Here is an 18,479-nt window from a genome sequence, read left to right as displayed (position 1 = left end):
CATGGCCGACGCGCCCGATTATGCGGCCTTTGCGACGCGCTACACGGCCGGACAGCCGAGCCTCGTCGCGATCAGCCTCGTGGCGGATCTGGAGACGCCGGTCGCGGCGTTCCTCAAGCTGCGCGCCGGCCATTCCGGGCCGGCCTTCCTCCTCGAATCGGTCGAGGGCGGGGCCGTCCGCGGCCGGTACTCCATGATCGGCCTCGATCCGGACCTGATCTGGCGCTGCCGGGACGGCACGCCCGCGGTCGCGCAAGGCGTTGATCTCACGCGGTTCGAGCCGGACGGCCGGGCGCCGCTGGCGAGCCTGCGGGCGCTGATTGCCGAGAGCGCGATCGGCGAGGCGGACGGCCAGGATCTGCCCCCGATGGCGGCCGGCCTGTTCGGCTATCTCGGCTACGATATGGTCCGCGCCATGGAGCGGCTGCCGGAGCCCAACCCGGATCCGCTCGGCGTGCCCGATGCGATCCTGATGCGTCCCCGCGTGATGGTCGTCTTCGACTCCATCCGCGACCTGATCACCGTCGTGTCGCCGGTCCGGCCTGTGGACGGCGTCGCGGCCCGCGCCGCCTATGAGGACGCGCTCCAGCGCCTCGACCGCGTGGCCGCTGCCCTGGAGGGGCCCCTGCCGATCGAGGCGCGGGTGGATCTGTCCGCCGTCGCCCATCCCGAACCGGTCTCGAACACGCCGCCCGATGCGTTCTTCGGCATGGTGGCGCGCGCCAAGGAGTACATCGTCGCGGGCGACGTGTTCCAGGTGGTGCTGTCCCAGCGCTTCTCGGCGCCGTTCACCCTGCCGGCCTTCAGCCTGTATCGCTCCCTCCGGCGCACGAACCCGGCGCCGTTCCTGTGCTACCTCGATTTCGAGACCTTTCAGATCGTCTGCTCCTCGCCGGAGATCCTCGTGCGGGTGCGCGAGGGCACCGTCACGGTCCGCCCGATCGCCGGTACCCGCCGCCGCGGCGCCACCCCGGCCGAGGATGCCGCTCTCGCCGAGGAACTCCTCGCCGACCCGAAGGAGCGGGCCGAGCACCTGATGCTGCTCGATCTCGGCCGCAACGATGCCGGCCGGGTCTCTCGGATCGGCAGCGTCCGCGTGACCGACTCGTTCTTCATCGAGCGCTACAGCCAGGTCATGCACATCGTGTCGAATGTCGAGGGCGACCTCGACCCGCGCCACGACCCGCTCGACGCCCTGGCGGCCGGCTTCCCGGCCGGGACGGTCTCCGGCGCGCCGAAGGTGCGGGCCATGGAGATCATCGACGAGTTGGAGCGCGAGAAGCGCGGCCCCTATGCCGGCTGCATCGGCTATTTCGGTGCCCGGGGCGAGATGGACACCTGCATCGTCCTGCGCACCGCCGTGGTCAAGGACGGCCAGATGCATGTCCAGGCCGGAGCCGGGATCGTCTACGATTCGGATCCCGCCTCCGAGCAACAGGAATGCGTCAACAAGGCCAAGGCGCTGTTCCGGGCCGCCGAGGAGGCGGTGCGCTTCGCCGCACAGGCGAAACGCGGGCAGTAGCCGAGCCGCGCGTCGGCTCCGATCCCGCCCACCGGCCGACGCAGATGGTTGACCGCGCGGATGCGAGGGGTCACATCGCCTGCATGTCCGAGCGTGCCGCCGCGATGCCCAACGTCCTCGTCATCGACAACTACGATTCCTTCACGTGGAATCTCGTGCACCTGATCGGTCCGCTCTGCGGCACGGTCGATGTCGTGCGCAACGACGCGCTCACGATTGCCGACATCCGCGCCAAGGCTCCGGACGCGATCGTGCTGTCGCCCGGGCCGTGCACGCCCACTGAGGCGGGCATCTGCCTCGACGTCGTCCGCGACCTGTCCGAGGAGATCCCGATCTTCGGCGTGTGCCTGGGCCTTCAGGCGATCGGCCAGGCATTCGGCGGCGATGTCGTGCGGGCGCCCCTGCCGCTTCACGGAAAGGTCTCGACGATCCGGCACGGCGCGCGCGGCCTGTTCCGTGGCCTGAACGACAGCTTCGAGGCGACCCGCTATCACTCCCTCGTCGTCGATCGCGCGAGCTGCCCGTCGGCGCTGCGGGTCACCGCCGAGGCGGACGGCCTGATCATGGGTCTGGAACATGCCGAGCGCCCGCTCCACGGCGTCCAGTTCCATCCGGAGAGTATCCGGTCGCAGCACGGCACGGAGATCGTGAAGAACTTCCTGGATCTTGCCGCCGCCTGGAACACGGCGCGTGACAGGACGCGTGCCGACGTGCATTGACGCCGGGAGGCCGGGGCGGCCCTCCGTCAGAACCCATGGATCGTTTCAGACCCCATCTCGCGAAGGTCGCCGGGGGCCTCGCCCTCGACCGCGCCGAGTCCCGCGCCGCCTTCGACGACCTGTTGTCGGGCGAGGTGACGCCGGTCCAGGCCGGTGCCTTCCTCACGGCCCTCAAGGTGCGCGGCGAGACCGTCGAGGAGATCGTCGGCGCCGCAGAGGCCATGCGGGCGCGCATGACGCGCGTCTCGGCGCCGGCGAACGCCGTCGACGTCGTCGGCACCGGCGGCGACCATTCCGGCAGCGTCAACGTGTCGACGCTGGCCGCCATCCTGGTGGCCGCCTGTGGCGTGCCCGTGGCCAAGCACGGCAACCGCGCCGCGACCTCGCGCTCCGGTGCCGCCGACGTGCTCGCGGCTCTGGGTGTCAGGCTCGGTCTCGACCCCGCTGGGCAGGCGCGCTGTCTCGACGAGGCCGGGCTCTGCTTCCTCTTCGCCCAGGCCCATCATCCCGCGATGCGCCACGTCGCGGCGGTCCGCTCGGAACTGCCGGTGCGGACGATCTTCAACCTGCTGGGGCCGCTGAGCAATCCGGCCGGCGTCGGCTATCAGCTCTTCGGCGTCGCCCAGGAGGCACTGGCCGAGCCGCTGACGCGGGTCCTGGCCGAACTCGGCAGCCGCCGGGTCTGGACCGTCCACGGTTCCGACGGGCTCGACGAGATCACCGTCACGGGTCCGACGCGGGTGGTCGTCCTCGATGACGGCAGGCTGTCCCGCTTCACCATCGATCCGCAGGAATTCGGGCTGACGCTGCGCGCGCCCGAGGAACTGCGCGGGGGCGATCCCGCCGACAATGCACGGGCGCTCGAGGCCGTACTGGCGGGCGCCCGCAACGCCTATCGGGACATCGCGGTTCTCAATGCGGGGGCTGCACTCGTCGTCGCGGGAGCCGCACAGGCTCTGGCGGACGGGGTCGCGCAGGCGCAGGATGCGGTGGATTCCGGGGCTGCCCGGGCGACGCTCGCCCGCCTTGTCCGGGCTTCGAACGACCACTCCAACGGGCAGGAGGGCCGATGAGCTCGCTGACGCATGAGGCGACCCAGGAGACCGGCGCCGAAACGCCGCCCGAGCGGCCGAACGTCCTCGCCCGGATCGAGGCCTACAAGCGCCGCGAGATCGCCGAGGCGAAGCTGCGCGTGCCGCTCGCCAAGCTGGAGCGTCGGGTTGCGCAGGCGGAGCCGGTGCGCGGCTTCGCGGCGGCGATCCGCGCCCACCTCGCCGAGGACCGCCCGGCGCTGATCGCCGAGGTGAAGAAGGCCTCGCCCTCGAAGGGCCTGATCCGCGCCGACTTCGATCCGGCCACCCTGGCCGCCGCCTACGAGGCCGGAGGCGCAACATGCCTGTCGGTGCTCACCGACGAGCCCTCTTTCCAGGGTCGGCCCGAATACCTGACGGCGGCGCGCGGGGCCTGCGGGCTTCCGGTGCTGCGCAAGGATTTCCTGTTCGAGCCCTATCAGGTCTACGAGGCGCGGGCCTGGGGCGCCGACTGCATCCTCGTCATCATGGCCTGCCTCGACGACGACGAGGCCGTGGCCCTAGTGGAGACGGCGCATCTCCTCGGGATGGACGTTCTGGTCGAAGTGCATGATGCGGCCGAACTGACCCGAGCGATCCCGCTCGGTACGGCGCTGATCGGCATCAACAACCGCAACCTCAAGACCTTCGAGGTCTCGTTCGAGACCGCGATCCGGCTCGCACCGGGCATTCCGGCGGACCGCATTGCCGTGGCCGAGAGCGGGATCGGCGACCATGCCGACGTGGTACGTCTCCGGGACAACGGCCTCGGCGTGGTGCTCGTCGGCGAGAGCCTGATGCGGCAGCCTGACGTCACGAAGGCGGCCCGCACCTTGCTGTTCGGGGATGCGGAGGCCAAGGGCGGCAAGCCGCGGAAGAAGGCATAAGCGATGCGGCCGGGTTCGACGCTGACCCATCTCGACACCAGCGGCGCGGCCAACATGGTCGACGTCACCGACAAGCCCGCCACCGACCGGACCGCCCGGGCGGAAGGCCAGATCGTGATGAAGCCCGAGACCCTGGCGCTGATCCGCGAGGGCGACGCCAAGAAGGGCGACGTGATCGGCACTGCGCGGCTCGCCGGGATCATGGCGGCCAAGCGCACCCATGAGCTGATCCCCCTCTGCCATCCGCTGCTTCTGTCGAAGGTCCGGGTCGAGTGCGAGCCCGACGATACGCTGCCCGGCCTGCGCATCGCCGCCGAGGTCCGGGTTCAGGGCCCGACCGGCGTCGAGATGGAGGCCCTGACCGCTGTCTCGGTGGCCTGCCTGACGGTCTACGATATGGTGAAGGCCGTTGATCGCGGCATGCGGATCGAGGGCATCCGCCTGACCGCCAAGGATGGCGGCCGCTCGGGCACGTACCGGGCCCCGACGGAATGAGTGGCCTGATCCCGGTCGCCGAGGCGCTGGCGCGCGTGCTCGCGAGCGTCGCCGCGCCGGTGGAGCCCGAGACCGTCCCTCTGGCACAGGCCGCCGGCCGGACGCTCGCCGCGGACGTCGTCGCCTCGCGCATCCAGCCGCCGTTTCCGGCCTCGGCCATGGACGGCTACGCCGTACGCTGCGCCGACGCCGCGCGGGCCGGGGCGACCCTGCGGCTGATCGGCACCAGCGCGGCCGGCCACGGCTTCTCGGGCCGGATAGGCGCGGGCGAGACGGTGCGGATCTTCACCGGTGCACCGGTCCCGGAGGGCGCGGACGCGATCCTGATCCAGGAGAACGCGTCGACGGATGCAGAATTTGTACGTGTCCTGGAGCCGGTGGAGCCGACGCGGTTCATCCGCCGGGCCGGCCTCGATTTCGCCGCGGGCGAGACACTGATCCCGGCCGGCATGAGCCTCGACGCCCGCCGTCTGGCGTTGGCCGCGGCCGCCGGCCATCCGCGCCTCTCCGTCCGGCGCCGGCCGCGCGTCGCGATCCTTGCCACCGGTGACGAATTGGTAGAGCCCGGTGCGGCGCCCGCCTGGGACCAGATCGTCGCCTCGAACAGCCTCGCGCTCGGGGCCCTCGCCGCGGAGGCGGGCGCCGACATCATCGATCTCGGGATCGCCGCCGACGATCACGCCGCCCTGGCGGATGCGTTCCGTCGGGCCCGCGAGGCGCGGGCCGACCTGCTCATCACCCTTGGAGGCGCCTCCGTCGGCGACCACGATCTGGTTCAGGCCGCGCTCGCGAAGGAGGGACTGGAACTCGGCTTCTGGCGGGTCGCCCTCCGACCGGGCAAGCCTCTGATGCACGGCCGCCTCGGCGACATGCTGGTGATCGGATTGCCGGGCAATCCGGTCTCGTCGATCGTCTGCGGACTGCTCTTCGCCGTTCCGGCCATCCGCGCGCTCCAGGGCGATCCACAGGCGGGCGCCGACCGCAGTGAGCCGGCGACGCTCGGCCACGATCTCCCGGCCAATGACGGCCGCGCCGACTACATGCGGGCGAGCCTCGCCCTCGAGCCGGGCCGGCTGCCGGTCGCGACCGCCGAACAGCGCCAGGATTCCTCGATGCTCGCCGTGCTGGGGCGATCCGAGGCCCTCCTGATCCGCGCGCCGCACGCGCCGGCCGCGCGGACGGGCGAGCCCTGCCGGATCATGCGCCTCGATCGCCGATTGCTCTGACGCTCAGGGGACCACCCGCCACGCCTTGAGGGGCCCGGGCAGGTCCAGCGGGACCAAGCGATCGCTCCGGACGGCGCCGCGGGCGAGGCGCGTGGCGAACGCCGTCTCCGTCTGAAGGTCGTCCGCTGGCCGCGCCGGGCAGGCGACGAGGTAGCGGACGCGGTAATCCGTCAGCACCCGATCGAGATCAGCCTCGGTGCCACCAAGCCCTTCGACCGCTGCCGTGAGGCCGGGAATCGCCCGATGATACGGTGCGGCAACGATGCTGTGCGGCGTTCGCAGCAGGATCGACGGCCCCAGAACGATCGGCGCCAGCACGGTTCCCACCGGCAGGGAAGCGAGGGGGCGTATGGCGGCATCGCTGAGGCAGGCGGCGGTCTCGGCCGGATCGGGTGCGGTGCGCAGATCGGGTGCCAGCGTCTCGGCCAGGAGCGCCGGGATCATCCAGAGGCTGCTGATCATCCCGGCGCCGAGGAGTGCGCCGGGCCAGCGTCGAGCACCGGCCGCCGGGCCGGCGACGGACGCCAGAGCCCGATCCAGGACGACACCCGCCACCAGCGGCACGAAGCCGGAGACGATGTAGAGGCCGCGGAACTGGACGATGCCGAGGATCAGCCCCGGCCACAGGAAAAGCGCCACCACCGACCAGGCCCGACGCTCGGGCCCCCGCCACGCCATCGACGCGGCTGTGACGCTCGCGAGCATCACGACCGGGTAGAAAACCAGAGCCTCCCATTGGCCGCGCGCCACGAACTTCGCAAGCGGCGCCATCTCGTTGACCGTGAGCAGCCAATGGATCCGCACGAGCGGCGGCATGTCGGGGAAGGGGCCGCCGAGGCAGGCCGGGACGGTGGCGGCGAACCCGGCCAACAGAACGCCGCCCGCGACGCCGGTGAGCGCGACGCGCGCGCGGATTGTCGCGAGCCGGTCTCCCGCGGCGGCGGCTCCGGCGGCGAAGACCAGGCCGCCCAGGGTCAGCCAAAGCCAGGGTGGCGAGAGCGCATCGCAATGCGGGACACCCCAGAGGGCGGGTGCCGTCTGCAGGGCGAACAGGGCGGGCGCCACCGCCCCGAGCCCGAGAGCGAACCCTGCCAGCGTCAGGAGTGCGGGCCTTCCGCGCAGGCACCACTCGCCCGCGAGATACAGGGCGGCCAGCGCGACGAAGGGCAGGCCCTCGAGCCCGACCGCCAGCGAGGCGGCAGCCAGCACCCCGCCGATAACACCGCGGCGGAGTCCTCCGCCGATCATGCAGAATGCGAGACCGAGGATCGCGAGGATCTGCACATTGTGATGGTCGACCCGGCCGGGCTGGAACTGGATCGTGACGCCGTAGGTCTGGGTCGCGGCCACCAGGGCCAGGAGCGCGGCGCGCCCGCCGAAGCTATCCCGGACGCCGCGATACAGGATCGCGGCGTAGAGGCCGAACAGCAGCTGCGGCCAGAAGGCGGCCGTCAGGCCCTCGGCGAAGGCGCGGCCGGTCAGGGGCGCGAGCGCCAGGATCATCCCCGCGATGGGCGCATCCACGAGACGCGACCAGTGGCTGGGCACGCCTGCGGGCGCCAGGAAACGGTATTGGACATTGTCGTACCAGCCCTGTCCGGCCAGCAGGTCGCGCACCTCGACGAGGCGCATGGCGTCGTCGGTATCGGGGATACGCAGGTGCCGGATCGTCTCCCACACAGCGTGGGGGGCGTTCAGCGTCGCGAGGCACAGGGCGGCGAGCACCCACAGCAGCGTGCGGGTATCGATCCGCCCGTGCGTTCGGGAGAGCGGTAGCGCCGGAGCCGGCATGGTTGGATCACCCGGGGCGGGCGGTCGATGCCCTCGGCGCCATGCTCGCGCAGGTCGGATTAACGTGCGGTCAAGGCGCCGGCCGCGCATCCGAACGCGTCCGTTCGCGCCGGATGGCGAAGATCGCGGATCCGGTCACGGCACCAGCGATTCTTTAACCACAACGCCCCATCCTGCCGTCCGGTCGGCGCCCTGTCCGGCGCGCGCCGCACCAATCGCCGGAGCATGGGATGAGCCACCACACCGAGACGCTGGTGATCGGCGCGGGACCCGCGGGTCTGACCGCCGCCTACCTGCTGTCGAAGAAGGGGCGCTCCGTCACCGTCCTGGAACGGGATCCGGCACAGGTCGGCGGCATCTCGCGCACCGTCTCGCATAACGGCTACCTGTTCGATATCGGCGGCCACCGGTTCTTCTCGAAGTCCCAGGCCGTGGTCGATCTTTGGGACGAGATCTTGCCCAACGACTTCATCGAACGCCCGCGTCTGTCGCGGATCTACTATCGCGGCCGGTACTACGCCTACCCGCTCAAGGCCTTCGAGGCGCTGCGCAACCTCGGTATTTTCACCAGCGCCGCCTGCGTCGCCTCCTACCTCTATGCCCGCCTGCTCCCCATCGAGGAGCCGAAGACCTTCCACGCCTGGGTCCGCAACCAGTTCGGCGAGCGCCTGTTCTCGATCTTCTTCAAGACCTACACCGAGAAGGTGTGGGGCATGTCGTGCGACGCGATCTCGGCCGATTGGGCGGCCCAGCGCATCAAGGGGCTCGACCTGGGCGCGGCGATCCGCGACGGCATCAAGCGGTCGCTGGGCCTGCGCAAGCGGTCCCCGGCGGGTGGTCCGGTGATCAAGACGCTGATCGAGTCGTTCCGCTATCCGCGGCGCGGTCCCGGCATGATGTGGGAGGCAGCCGCCGCCAAGGTCCAGGCCCAGGGTGGGCAATTGAAGCTCGACCGCAGCGTCGATTCCCTCAGCTACGATGCCGCGACCGGGATCTGGACGGTGGCCGCCCGGCGCGCGGATGGCAGCCGTGAGACCTTCACGGCCCGCAACGTCATCTCCTCGGCGCCGGTGCGCGAACTGGTCGATGCGATCCGGCCGCGGCCGCTCAGCACCTTCAACGCCCGGGCGCTGAAGTACCGCGACTTCCTGACCGTGGCGCTCATCGCCAAGTCCGACAAGAACTTCCCGGACAACTGGATCTACATCCACGACCCGTCCGTGAAGGTCGGCCGCGTGCAGAACTTCCGCTCGTGGTCGCCCGAGATGGTGCCGGACGCGGACCACACCTGCCTCGGCCTTGAGTATTTCTGTTTCGAGGGCGACGGCCTCTGGAATGCCGACGATTCCGAGCTGATCGACCTCGCCAAGCGGGAGATCGGGCAGATCGGGCTGATCGACCCGGCCGACGTGGTCGATGCCTGCGTGGTCCGCCAGCCGAAGGCCTACCCGGTCTACGACGAGGAATATGCCGGCCACGTCGTGACCGTGCGGCGGGAGCTGGAGCGGGATTTCCCGACCCTGCATCTCGTCGGCCGCAACGGCATGCACAAGTACAACAACCAGGACCACGCGATGATGACCGCGATGCTGACCGTGGAGAACATCCTCTGCGGCCGGCGCCGGCACGATATCTGGCGGGTGAACGAGGACGCCGAGTACACCGAATCCGGCGTGTCGGGAGCCGACGCCGCCCTTGGCAGCGAGCGCCTCGTGCCGCGGAAGGTTGCCTGAGGCGCGACAGCGCCCCGGCCGCGTCACCGGCACCGCTTGCCGGTCTGTCCCGCGCCTCTATCGTTCCCTTCCGGCAACGCCCTGGTCCAAGGGCCGCCGGGAGGAAATTTTCGATGCGATCTCTGCTTCTCGCCGCGCTCTTCGCGGGCGTGGCCATGCCGGCGGCGGTTCTGCCCGCCCTGGCGCAGGGCGCCGCCCCTGCCGAGACCAAGGCCAAGACCGACGACCTCGAGAAGCTCGAGGGCTTCCACAGCACGGACACCCAGGCCGCCGCGGAGATCCCGCAGACCGGCCGCCGCGCCGACGCGATCCGCAAGAACCTGTCGAAGATCAAGCTGCCGGACGGCTTCAAGATCGACCTGTACGCCGTGGTGCCGGACGCCCGCGCCATCGCGGTCGGACCCAATGCCGGGGTGCTGTTCGTCGGCACGCGCAAGAGCAAGATCTACACGGTCACCGACCGCGACAAGGACCGGGTCGCCGACGAAGTCCGGCCCTTCGCGCCGGGCATCACGTTCAAGATCCCGAACGGCGTCTGCTTCTCGAAGGACGGCGTGCTCACCGTGGTCGAGCAGAACCGCGTCCTGGCCTTCCCGGCCGCCGAGTTCTTCTACGAGAACCCGGACGTCGCCGCCGGCGTGCTGGTCAAGCAGGGCGCGCTGATCCCGGCCTCCGAGGAGAGCTTCAACCACACCGCCCGGGTCTGCCGGGTCGGACCGGACGGCAAGACTTACATCGCGCTGGGCCAGCCCTACAACGTGCCGCCTGCCGAGAAGATGGACCTCTACAAGAAGACCGGCATCGGCGGCATCATCCGCATCGACGCCGACGGGAAGAATCGCGAAGTCTACGCGACCGGCATCCGCAACTCGGTCGGGATGGACTTCAACACCGACAAGTCGCTGTGGTTCACCGACAACCAAGTGGACGGCATGGGCGACGACAAGCCGCCGGGCGAGCTGAACCGCGCCGCCAAGGCGGGTGAGAACTTCGGCTTCCCGTGGTTCGGCGGCGGCTCTGTCCGGACGGTCGAGTACAAGGACCAGACCCCGCCGGCCGACGCGGTCGCCCCGCAGGCCGAGCTGCCGCCGCACGCGGCCGATCTCGGCATGACCTTCTACAACGGCAAGCAGTTCCCGGCCGCCTACAAGGGCGGGATTTTCATCGCCGAGCATGGCTCGTGGAACCGCACCGAGCCGGTGGGCGCCCGGGTGATGTTCGCCAAGCTCGGGGCCGACGGAAAGATCGAGTCGGTCAAGCCGTTCGCGGAGGGCTGGCTCACGGGCGACGGCGAGTATCTCGGCCGCCCGGTGGACGTGGCGGTGATGCTCGACGGCTCGCTGCTGGTCTCCGACGATTCCGCCGGGGCGATCTACCGGATCTCCTACGAGAAGTAGTTTTTTGTGACGGGGCGCCTTTCCCGAAGGGAGGCGCCCTTGTCGCGGACGAGCGCGGCGCGCCCCCTCTCCCGTGCGGGAGAGGGCTGGCGTGGGGGACGCGCGCTGTCCGGCCGGACCTGATCCCTCACCCTGTCCCTCTCCCGCACGGGAGAGGGGATCCGTGCTCCGTTCGGCGGCGCGCGGTCCAGTCTCCACCGGTCCGAGAGTTCGAGCCCGCCCGATGATCCGCTTGCTTCTCCTCCTTGCCTCCACGCTCGTCCCGCTCTCGGCCCAGGCCGGCGACGCGGCCGCGGGCAAGAAGCGCGCGACCGCCTGCCAGACCTGCCACGGCATGGACGGGCTCTCGAAGCTGCCGGAGGCGCCGAACCTCGCCGGGCAGGTGGAGCCCTACCTCGTGAAGGCGCTCACCGAGTACCGCGACGGCAAGCGGCAGAACGAGATCATGAACGTGGTCGCGAAGGAGCTGTCGGACGCTGATATCGCCAATCTGGCGGCCTACTATGCAGGCATCCAGATCGACGTGCTGCCGCCGAACTGAGAACAGCGCGACTCTCCCTCCCCCGGCGAGGGGAGGGGGCAGTGCGGAGTGGATCAATCGTCCATCTTCAGCGCCGCGATGAACGCTTCCTGCGGGATTTCCACGCGCCCGAACTGGCGCATCTTCTTCTTGCCTTCCTTCTGCTTGTCCAAGAGCTTGCGCTTGCGCGAGATGTCGCCGCCGTAGCACTTGGCGGTGACGTCCTTGGACAGCGCCTTGATCGTCTCACGGGCGATGATCTTGCCGCCGATCGCCGCCTGGACGGGGATCTGGAACAGGTGGCGGGGGATCAGGTCCTTCAGCTTCTCGCACATGGCCCGGCCGCGCGATTCGGCGCGGGTGCGGTGGACCAGCATCGACAGCGCGTCGACCGGCTCGGCATTGACCAGGATCGACATCTTCACGAGGTCGCCCTCGCGGTAATCCGACACGTGATAGTCGAAGGAGGCGTAGCCCTTCGAGATCGATTTCAGCCGGTCGTAGAAATCGAACACCACCTCGTTCAGCGGCAGGTCGTAGACCACCATGGCGCGCTTGCCGACGTAGTTGAGGTCGATCTGGACGCCGCGGCGATCCTGGCAGAGCTTCAGCACGCCGCCGAGATACTCGTCGGGCGTCAGGATCGTGGCGCGGATCCAAGGCTCCTCGATCGACTCGATCTTCATGATGTCCGGCATGTCGGCCGGGTTGTGCAATTCCTTGATCTCGCCGTCGCGCATCTTGAGGCGGTAGACCACCGACGGCGCCGTCGAGATCAGGTCGAGGTTGAACTCGCGCTCCAGCCGCTCCTGAATGATCTCCAGGTGCAACAGCCCGAGGAAACCGCAGCGGAAGCCGAAGCCGAGCGCGGCCGAGCTCTCCATCTCGTACGAGAACGAGGCGTCGTTGAGGCGGAGCCGGCCCATGGCCGAGCGCAGGTTCTCGAACTCGGCCGCGTCCACCGGGAACAGGCCGCAGAACACCACCGCCTGGACTTCCTTGAAGCCCGGCAGCATCTCGGTGGTCTGGCGCTTGTCCTCGGTGATCGTGTCGCCGACGCGGGTGTCGGCCACCTCCTTGATCGAGCCGGTGAAGAAGCCGACCTCGCCCGGGCCCAGCGCGTCGATATCGGCCATCTTCGGCCGGAACACGCCGATCCGGTCGACGCCGTAGACGGCGTCGGCACCCATCATCCGGATGGTCATGCCCTTCTTGAGGGTGCCGTCGATGATCCGCACCAGCACGACGACGCCGAGATAGGCGTCGTACCAGCTGTCCACGAGGAGCGCCTTCAGGGGCGCGTCGCGGTTGCCCTTCGGCGCGGGCAGGCGGGTGACGATCGCCTCCAGCACCGCCTCGATGTTGAGCCCGGTCTTGGCCGAGATCGGCACGGCTTCGGAGGCGTCGAGGCCGATGACCTCCTCGATCTGCTCCTTCACCCGGTCCGGCTCGGCGGCCGGCAGATCCACCTTGTTGAGGACGGGCACGATCTCGTGGTTGGCGTCGAGCGCCTGGTAGACGTTGGCGAGCGTTTGCGCCTCGACGCCCTGCGAGGCGTCGACCACCAGCAGCGAGCCCTCACAGGCGGCGAGCGAGCGCGAAACCTCGTAGGCGAAGTCGACGTGGCCGGGTGTGTCCATCAGGTTCAGGACGTAGTCCTTGCCGTCCTGCGCCTTGTATTCCAGGCGCACGGTCTGCGCCTTGATGGTGATGCCGCGCTCCTTCTCGATATCCATCGAGTCGAGCATCTGCTCGCTCATGTCGCGGAGCGCGACCGTGCCGGTGGCCTGGATCAGCCGGTCGGCCAAGGTCGATTTGCCGTGGTCGATATGCGCGACGATCGAGAAGTTGCGGATGGATTCGATCGGGGCTGTCATCGGCATTCCGTTCGGGCGCGCGCCGGCGCGCACCGTCTGACGTCGGGGCGTGTTCGGATGGATCGGCTCCCGCGCGAGATAGCAGCGCTGCGGGTAGGCGCCAAGCGCGGCCTAAGCGCCCGAGGCCAGGCGCAGATGGATCGAAGGTCCCGCGCCGCCACTCCGGGGCCGGCTGCGCGTCCCCGTGGGAACGGCAGACATGGGATCGGTCGCTCCGACAGGCAAAACGACGGGGGCCGGATCATGCCGGCCCCCGGTTCAGGGACAAGTCTGTCGCTGGGATCCGTCCGGTCCGCTCAGCGGCCGCGGTCGCGGATCAGGCGCTCGATCTCGGCTTCGCCGTGGGAGCGCGCCTTGGCCTCGGTCGGATGCTTCCGGTCAGAGCGCTGGTGCAGCTTGCCGTGCTTGCGGATGCTCCACTGAAAAAGCGAGCCGCTCTCGCCGACCGGTTCCACATCGAGGCTGAAGGGGTAGGTATCTGTCTGGGTGTCGCTCATGCGCCCGATATGGGGCACCCAGCGACCTTTCGCCATGCCTGATCGTGAAGTCCTTGCGCCTTCATGTGTGCGCACCGGTCGTGCGCGATCGCGCGGCCATGGCAACGAGGCTTTTGCGCAGCGCACCCATGTCGGTGACGCGTTCCGGATGGACAACCCGGATCGTGCGCTCGCCCGCGATCAGATCCAGACCCTCCGGGTCCAGGCCGGTGAGCCGCCAGGGCAGATCGGCCTCGCCGCCGGCGCCGACGGCATAGAGCGCCAAGGCGTCGGCGTGATCGGCGTTCATGTGCTCCACAGCGCCGCGCTCGCCGGCCACGATCGCCTGCGCGTCCGAGAGATCGAGGAGCAGCTGGTCGCGGGTCAGCGTCGCAGCCTTGGCGAAGCCGCCGTTGAGATGGCCGGTGCCCGGTTCGAGGGTGAAGAAGCCGAAATCCGGGAAGTCCGCATAAAGCTTGGCCTTCGGGTGGCGGGCCAGGAAGCGTTCCCGGATCCGCGGCTCGGCACTCTGCACGGCGCGGCCGACCACCGTCAGCCGGGGATGGGCGAGCGGGTCGCCCTTGCCCCCTTGCGAAAAAAGCAGCGAGCAGCGCGGATCGGCCAGCAGGTTGCGGGTATGGGCCGACAGCCGCGACAGCAGCATCAGCGGGGTGCCGTCCGCGTCGGTCGCCATGGTCACGAGGGAGGCGAACGGGGTGCCGTCCGGATCGAGGGTCGCGAGCGCACCGGAGCGGATGCTGCGCAGCAGGGTGCGCGCCAGCCCGATGGCATCGAACGGCGCCGCCTCGGCCGGCAGCGGCCGGGCCGGGCCGCTCGGACCCGGTCCGGTCTCGATGGTCGCGCCCGGAGCCTCGCCCCCTGTCCCGCCCCCCGTCTCGCTCATGCGCGAATCCTTTTCGGTTCGAATTGCCGCCGCATTCCGCCGCCACGTTAGCGGCGTGGCGCAGCGCGCGCGAGGCGTCCAAGCCGCGTCAGATGGGCCGACGCGCCCAGAGTGTTACGGCCAAGCTATGACCGCCGCTCGCTTTTTCCGATCGGTCGTACTAAAGCACCTGTCCCTTTGCGTGTGCCGGGCTGCGCCGAAACCGCCCGGTTCGCGTTATTGTCTGCCCCTCGGGGGCCGGGATGTGGCGCGGCCTGTGCGAAGAGCCGGGACCGCGCCTGAGCCCGTTTAGTCAGGGACCGCGCATGCCGACTATCGCCCTCGTCGACGACGACCGGAACATCCTCACCTCTGTGTCGATCGCGCTGGAGACCGAAGGCTACCGCATCCAGACCTACACGGATGGCGCCTCGGCCCTGGACGGTCTGCGCCATTCGCCGCCCGATCTGGCGATCTTCGACATCAAGATGCCGCGCATGGACGGGATGGAGCTTCTCCGACGCCTGCGGCAGAAATCCGACCTTCCCGTGATCTTTCTGACCTCGAAGGACGAGGAGATCGACGAGCTGTTCGGGCTCAAGATGGGCGCGGACGACTTCATCCATAAGCCGTTCTCTCAGCGCCTGCTGGTGGAGCGGGTGAAGGCGGTGCTCCGGCGCTTCGCCAAGGAGGCCCCCGGCAGCACGCCCCGCGGCGAGGCCGAGGTGGCCGCCCGCTCCCTGGAGCGCGGCGCGCTGATGATGGATCCCGAGCGCCACACCTGCACGTGGAAGGGCGAGCCGGTAACCCTGACGGTCACGGAGTTCCTGATCCTTCAGGCGCTGGCCCAGCGTCCCGGCGTCGTGAAAAGCCGGAATGCCCTGATGGACGCCGCCTACGACGACCAAGTCTACGTCGATGACCGGACGATCGACAGCCACATCAAGCGGCTGCGGAAGAAGTTCAAGGTCACCGACCAGAGCTTCGACATGATCGAGACGCTCTACGGCGTCGGTTACCGGTTCAAGGAGGCGTGATCTTCGGGATCCGCCGCGTGACCATCCGCACCGAAGCACAGACCGAGGATGCCCAACCAAGCACCTCGCTCGCCCAGTTTCTATCCCGACCGCTCGGCTGGCCCCGCACCCTCTGGGAGGCGGTGGGCCAGCGTGCCTCGTCGAGTCTGACGCGCCGCATCGTCGTCCTCAACCTCGTCGGGCTGATCGCGCTGCTCGTCGGGTTCCTCTATCTGAACCAGTTTCGCCAGGGGCTGATTCAGGCCCGGATCCAGAGTCTTGCCATCCAGGGCGAGATCATCGCGGGGGCGATCGCCGCCTCGGCCTCGGTGGATACCGACACGATCCGCATCGACCCCGACAAGCTGCTCCAGCAGCAGGCCGGCGAGGCAGCGGAAGAGGAATCGCAGCCGCTCGCCTTCTCGCTCAACCCCGAGAAAGTGGCGCCGCTCCTGTCGCGGCTCGTGACGCCGACGGGCAATCGGGCGCGGGTCTACGACCAGGAGGGCGGCCTCCTGTTCGACACCCGTACCCTGTTCAAACGCGGCGATGCGAGCCGGCCCGATCCGCTGGAGCCGAAGGCCCACAAGCCCGGGATGCTCGAATCCGCCTTCGAGGCGATCCAGGCCAAGCTCGGCGGATTGTTCCGCAGCCGGACCGAGACGACCGAGGAGACGGGGCCGGTGAACGGCCATTCGCTGCGGGAGGTTCAGGCGGCACTCGGCGGCAACCGCGGCAGCCTCGTACGCAGGAACAAGCTCGGCGAGACCACCGTCTCGGTGGCGGTGCCGATCCACCGGGCCGGCTCGGTCCGCGGCGCCCTGCTGATCTCGACCCAGGGCGACGCCATCGACCGCGTCATCGCCTCGGAGCGGTTCGGCCTGCTGCAGGTGTTCCTGGTGGCTTCGGCCGTGATGGTGGTGCTGTCCTTCCTGCTCGCCGGCGCCATCGCAGGCCCTGTGCGCCGCCTCGCGGAAGCCGCCGAGAAGGTTCGCATGGGCATCAAGACCCGCGAGGAGATTCCGGACTTTACCGAGCGCACCGACGAGATCGGCCACCTGTCGGGGGCGCTCCGCGACATGACCCAGGCGCTCTACCGGCGGATCGACGCCATCGAGAGCTTCGCGGCGGATGTCAGCCACGAGTTGAAGAACCCGCTGACCTCGCTGCGCAGCGCCGTGGAGACGCTGCCGCTCGCCAAGACCGACGAATCCCGCGGCCGGCTGATGGCGATCATCCAGCACGACGTGAAGCGCCTCGACCGGCTGATCAGCGACATCGCCGACGCCTCGCGCCTCGACGCGGAACTCGCGCGCGCCGAGGCCCGGCGCGTCGATCTCCGGCGGCTGCTCACCACCGTCGTGTCGGTGGCCAACGAGCGGCGACGCCCGAAGGATTGCCTGATCCAGCTCGACGTCGAGGCCGCCGGCGCGGATCCGGACTCGCCGTTCACGATCATCGGCCACGACAGCCGGCTCGGGCAGGTCGTGAACAACCTGCTCGACAATGCGAGGTCGTTCTCCCCAACCGAGGCGAAGGTCCGCGTCGTCCTGCGCCGGGTCCGCGGCGAGGTGGAGATGATCTGCGAGGACGAGGGCCCGGGCATCCCCGAACACGCCCTGGAGCGGATTTTCGAGCGCTTCTACACCGATCGGCCCGAGCAGGGCTTCGGCCAGAATTCGGGACTTGGCCTGTCGATCTCCCGCCAGATCGTTCAGGCCCATCGCGGCACCATTCGCGCCGAGAATCGGCCGGGCGCGCCCGATGAGGATGGCGAGCCGACGGTGCGCGGAGCCCGCTTCATCGTCCGTCTGCCGGCGGCCCCACGGCAGCTCCACGCCTGATGGTCACCGTTCACGGCGCCTGTATCGCGCTGTACGGGGCCGGCATCCTGATTCGCGGTCCCTCGGGCGCGGGCAAATCCAGCCTCGCGCTCCTGCTCGCCGCGGCGCCGGACGGGGCTTTCGTGGCCGATGACCGGGTCGTCTGCGCGCCGCGCGACGGGCGAATCACAGCCTGTCCACATCCGACACTCGCCGGACGCGTGGAGATTCGCGGCCAGGGGATCCTGTCTGCGGCCGATCTCGGCCTCACGGTGGATGCGGAGGCGGTGTTGCATCTCGCCGTCGATCTTGTGGAGACGGCGCTGCGCCTGCCCGAACCGCCCGACGATGCGGACATCTCCGGGATCGCCATCCCGCGCCTCGTGCTCGACCGCGGGGTGCGGGCGGCCGGCCTCGCGCCGCTCCTCATCCGTGCGGCACTGCGAAAGCACCTGCCGTGACTTCGCAGCCGCACAGGCGCACCGATTCACCCGAGACTGGTATACCCCCATGGCGCACACGCAGCGCCCGTGGCATGATCTCTGGAATGTCCAGGCAAAAAAGTCGCGTTCGCCTTGTGGGAGGCTGTGCGATGCACAACATGGCGGCACACACAGGACGTTGGAACACGTGTCGATGATTGGCATGGTGCTCGTCACCCACGGACTCCTGGCGACCGAGTTCAAGGCCGCTCTGGAGCACGTGGTCGGCCCGCAGGATCAGATCGAAACGATCACGATCGGGCCGGAGGACGATATGGAGCTGCGACGCCGGGACATCATGTCCGCAGTCTGTCGCGTAAATACCGGAGACGGAGTGGTCGTACTGACCGACATGTTCGGTGGCACGCCCTCGAACCTCGCGCTCTCCTGCATGAACGGCGGTTCGGTGGAGGTCGTGGCAGGGATCAACCTGCCGATGCTGATCAAACTGGCCAGCGTCCGCGACGAGGAGAAGCTCGGGGACGCCGTGCTTCACGCCCAGGAAGCCGGCCGCAAATACATCAACGTCGCGTCGCGCGTCCTGGCAGGTAAGTAGCTTTCC

Annotated in this window: 17 protein-coding genes; 13 read left to right on the top strand and 4 right to left on the bottom strand. The window is 69.3% G+C overall.

From position 1 onward, the window contains the following. Position 1 precedes the first annotated feature (1 nt). The 6 genes from trpE (at position 2) to glp (ending at position 5,919) form a co-directional block, all read left to right on the top strand. Positions 2–1,522, top strand: a complete 1,521-nt coding sequence (trpE, locus tag CIW48_RS17370) for an anthranilate synthase component I (RefSeq protein WP_149311890.1) — start codon at positions 2–4, stop codon at positions 1,520–1,522. A 104-nt stretch (positions 1,523–1,626) separates the two neighbouring features. After that, on the top strand, positions 1,627–2,241 hold the full coding sequence (locus CIW48_RS17365; protein ID WP_149311964.1) for an aminodeoxychorismate/anthranilate synthase component II: 615 nt from the start codon (positions 1,627–1,629) through the stop codon (positions 2,239–2,241). Between the two features lie 35 nt (positions 2,242–2,276). Continuing rightward, positions 2,277–3,314, top strand: a complete 1,038-nt coding sequence (gene trpD, locus CIW48_RS17360) for an anthranilate phosphoribosyltransferase (protein WP_149311889.1) — start codon at positions 2,277–2,279, stop codon at positions 3,312–3,314. After that, positions 3,311–4,198, top strand: a complete 888-nt coding sequence (gene trpC, locus CIW48_RS17355) for an indole-3-glycerol phosphate synthase TrpC (RefSeq protein WP_149311888.1) — start codon at positions 3,311–3,313, stop codon at positions 4,196–4,198. Before trpD ends, trpC begins: the two co-directional genes overlap by 4 nt. Positions 4,199–4,201: 3 nt before the next feature. Beyond that, positions 4,202–4,693 carry a cyclic pyranopterin monophosphate synthase MoaC gene (gene moaC / locus CIW48_RS17350; RefSeq protein ID WP_149311887.1) on the top strand — a complete coding sequence of 164 codons (492 nt, stop codon included), beginning with the start codon at positions 4,202–4,204 and terminating at the stop codon, positions 4,691–4,693. Then, positions 4,690–5,919, top strand: coding sequence for a gephyrin-like molybdotransferase Glp (gene glp / locus CIW48_RS17345; RefSeq protein ID WP_149311886.1), 1,230 nt, complete (start codon positions 4,690–4,692; stop codon positions 5,917–5,919). Before moaC ends, glp begins: the two co-directional genes overlap by 4 nt. Positions 5,920–5,922: 3 nt before the next feature. Here glp and CIW48_RS17340 read toward each other — a convergent pair whose 3' ends face one another. Next, the gene (locus tag CIW48_RS17340) at positions 5,923–7,710 is read right to left on the bottom strand and encodes a hypothetical protein (RefSeq protein ID WP_149311885.1); all 1,788 of its coding nucleotides are present in this window, start codon (positions 7,708–7,710) and stop codon (positions 5,923–5,925) included. A 230-nt stretch (positions 7,711–7,940) separates the two neighbouring features. On the opposite strand from CIW48_RS17340, the gene CIW48_RS17335 reads away from it, so the two are divergent. The 3 genes from CIW48_RS17335 (at position 7,941) to CIW48_RS17325 (ending at position 11,381) form a co-directional block, all read left to right on the top strand. Next, the gene (locus CIW48_RS17335; RefSeq protein WP_149311884.1) at positions 7,941–9,443 is read left to right on the top strand and encodes an NAD(P)/FAD-dependent oxidoreductase; all 1,503 of its coding nucleotides are present in this window, start codon (positions 7,941–7,943) and stop codon (positions 9,441–9,443) included. Positions 9,444–9,556: 113 nt separating this feature from the next. Then, positions 9,557–10,840, top strand: coding sequence for a PQQ-dependent sugar dehydrogenase (locus CIW48_RS17330; RefSeq protein WP_149311883.1), 1,284 nt, complete (start codon positions 9,557–9,559; stop codon positions 10,838–10,840). Positions 10,841–11,063: 223 nt separating this feature from the next. After that, positions 11,064–11,381, top strand: a complete 318-nt coding sequence (locus CIW48_RS17325; protein ID WP_149311882.1) for a cytochrome c — start codon at positions 11,064–11,066, stop codon at positions 11,379–11,381. Positions 11,382–11,434: 53 nt separating this feature from the next. Here the strand turns inward: CIW48_RS17325 and lepA are convergent, their stop codons facing one another. The 3 genes from lepA to CIW48_RS17310 form a co-directional block, all read right to left on the bottom strand. Next, positions 11,435–13,237: a translation elongation factor 4 gene (lepA, locus tag CIW48_RS17320; RefSeq protein WP_149311881.1), complete on the bottom strand. Its 1,803-nt coding sequence runs from the start codon at positions 13,235–13,237 to the stop codon at positions 11,435–11,437. A 296-nt stretch (positions 13,238–13,533) separates the two neighbouring features. Next, positions 13,534–13,734 carry a hypothetical protein gene (locus CIW48_RS17315; RefSeq protein WP_010682254.1) on the bottom strand — a complete coding sequence of 67 codons (201 nt, stop codon included), beginning with the start codon at positions 13,732–13,734 and terminating at the stop codon, positions 13,534–13,536. 61 nt (positions 13,735–13,795) lie between these two features. Further along, on the bottom strand, positions 13,796–14,617 hold the full coding sequence (locus tag CIW48_RS17310) for a DUF2470 domain-containing protein (protein WP_246695290.1): 822 nt from the start codon (positions 14,615–14,617) through the stop codon (positions 13,796–13,798). A 305-nt stretch (positions 14,618–14,922) separates the two neighbouring features. Here CIW48_RS17310 and CIW48_RS17305 point away from each other — a divergent pair, with 305 nt between their 5' ends. The 4 genes from CIW48_RS17305 to CIW48_RS17290 all read left to right on the top strand — a co-directional run bounded on the left by CIW48_RS17305 (position 14,923) and on the right by CIW48_RS17290 (position 18,473). Continuing rightward, entirely contained in the window at positions 14,923–15,633 is a 711-nt protein-coding gene (locus CIW48_RS17305) for a response regulator transcription factor (protein WP_020094607.1), read from the top strand. 17 nt (positions 15,634–15,650) lie between these two features. Further along, a complete protein-coding gene (locus tag CIW48_RS17300) occupies positions 15,651–17,456 on the top strand; it encodes a sensor histidine kinase (RefSeq protein ID WP_149311880.1) in 1,806 nt (601 codons plus the stop codon). Continuing rightward, positions 17,456–17,896 (top strand): aldolase, encoded by a 441-nt coding sequence (locus CIW48_RS17295; RefSeq protein WP_091778837.1) that lies wholly within the window; start codon positions 17,456–17,458, stop codon positions 17,894–17,896. The genes CIW48_RS17300 and CIW48_RS17295 overlap by 1 nt, the downstream gene beginning before the upstream one ends. A 175-nt stretch (positions 17,897–18,071) precedes the next feature. Further along, the gene (locus tag CIW48_RS17290; protein ID WP_010682249.1) at positions 18,072–18,473 is read left to right on the top strand and encodes a PTS sugar transporter subunit IIA; all 402 of its coding nucleotides are present in this window, start codon (positions 18,072–18,074) and stop codon (positions 18,471–18,473) included. The last annotated feature ends 6 nt before the right edge of the window (positions 18,474–18,479 follow it).

Origin of the sequence: Methylobacterium sp. P1-11, assembly GCF_008329595.1 — a bacterium.
Lineage (GTDB): Bacteria > Pseudomonadota > Alphaproteobacteria > Rhizobiales > Beijerinckiaceae > Methylobacterium.
The sequence above is the reverse complement of the archived record's forward strand: the minus strand, read 5'-3'. Positions and strand labels throughout refer to the sequence as shown.

Coding starts and splice junctions, on each gene's coding strand:
- trpE (WP_149311890.1), top strand. CDS start 2: ATGGCCGACGCGCCCGATTATGCGGCCTTTGCGACGCGCTACACGGCC.
- CIW48_RS17365 (WP_149311964.1), top strand. CDS start 1,627: ATGCCCAACGTCCTCGTCATCGACAACTACGATTCCTTCACGTGGAAT.
- trpD (WP_149311889.1), top strand. CDS start 2,277: ATGGATCGTTTCAGACCCCATCTCGCGAAGGTCGCCGGGGGCCTCGCC.
- trpC (WP_149311888.1), top strand. CDS start 3,311: ATGAGCTCGCTGACGCATGAGGCGACCCAGGAGACCGGCGCCGAAACG.
- moaC (WP_149311887.1), top strand. CDS start 4,202: ATGCGGCCGGGTTCGACGCTGACCCATCTCGACACCAGCGGCGCGGCC.
- glp (WP_149311886.1), top strand. CDS start 4,690: ATGAGTGGCCTGATCCCGGTCGCCGAGGCGCTGGCGCGCGTGCTCGCG.
- CIW48_RS17340 (WP_149311885.1), bottom strand. CDS start 7,710: ATGCCGGCTCCGGCGCTACCGCTCTCCCGAACGCACGGGCGGATCGAT.
- CIW48_RS17335 (WP_149311884.1), top strand. CDS start 7,941: ATGAGCCACCACACCGAGACGCTGGTGATCGGCGCGGGACCCGCGGGT.
- CIW48_RS17330 (WP_149311883.1), top strand. CDS start 9,557: ATGCGATCTCTGCTTCTCGCCGCGCTCTTCGCGGGCGTGGCCATGCCG.
- CIW48_RS17325 (WP_149311882.1), top strand. CDS start 11,064: ATGATCCGCTTGCTTCTCCTCCTTGCCTCCACGCTCGTCCCGCTCTCG.
- lepA (WP_149311881.1), bottom strand. CDS start 13,237: ATGACAGCCCCGATCGAATCCATCCGCAACTTCTCGATCGTCGCGCAT.
- CIW48_RS17315 (WP_010682254.1), bottom strand. CDS start 13,734: ATGAGCGACACCCAGACAGATACCTACCCCTTCAGCCTCGATGTGGAA.
- CIW48_RS17310 (WP_246695290.1), bottom strand. CDS start 14,617: ATGAGCGAGACGGGGGGCGGGACAGGGGGCGAGGCTCCGGGCGCGACC.
- CIW48_RS17305 (WP_020094607.1), top strand. CDS start 14,923: ATGCCGACTATCGCCCTCGTCGACGACGACCGGAACATCCTCACCTCT.
- CIW48_RS17295 (WP_091778837.1), top strand. CDS start 17,456: ATGGTCACCGTTCACGGCGCCTGTATCGCGCTGTACGGGGCCGGCATC.
- CIW48_RS17290 (WP_010682249.1), top strand. CDS start 18,072: ATGATTGGCATGGTGCTCGTCACCCACGGACTCCTGGCGACCGAGTTC.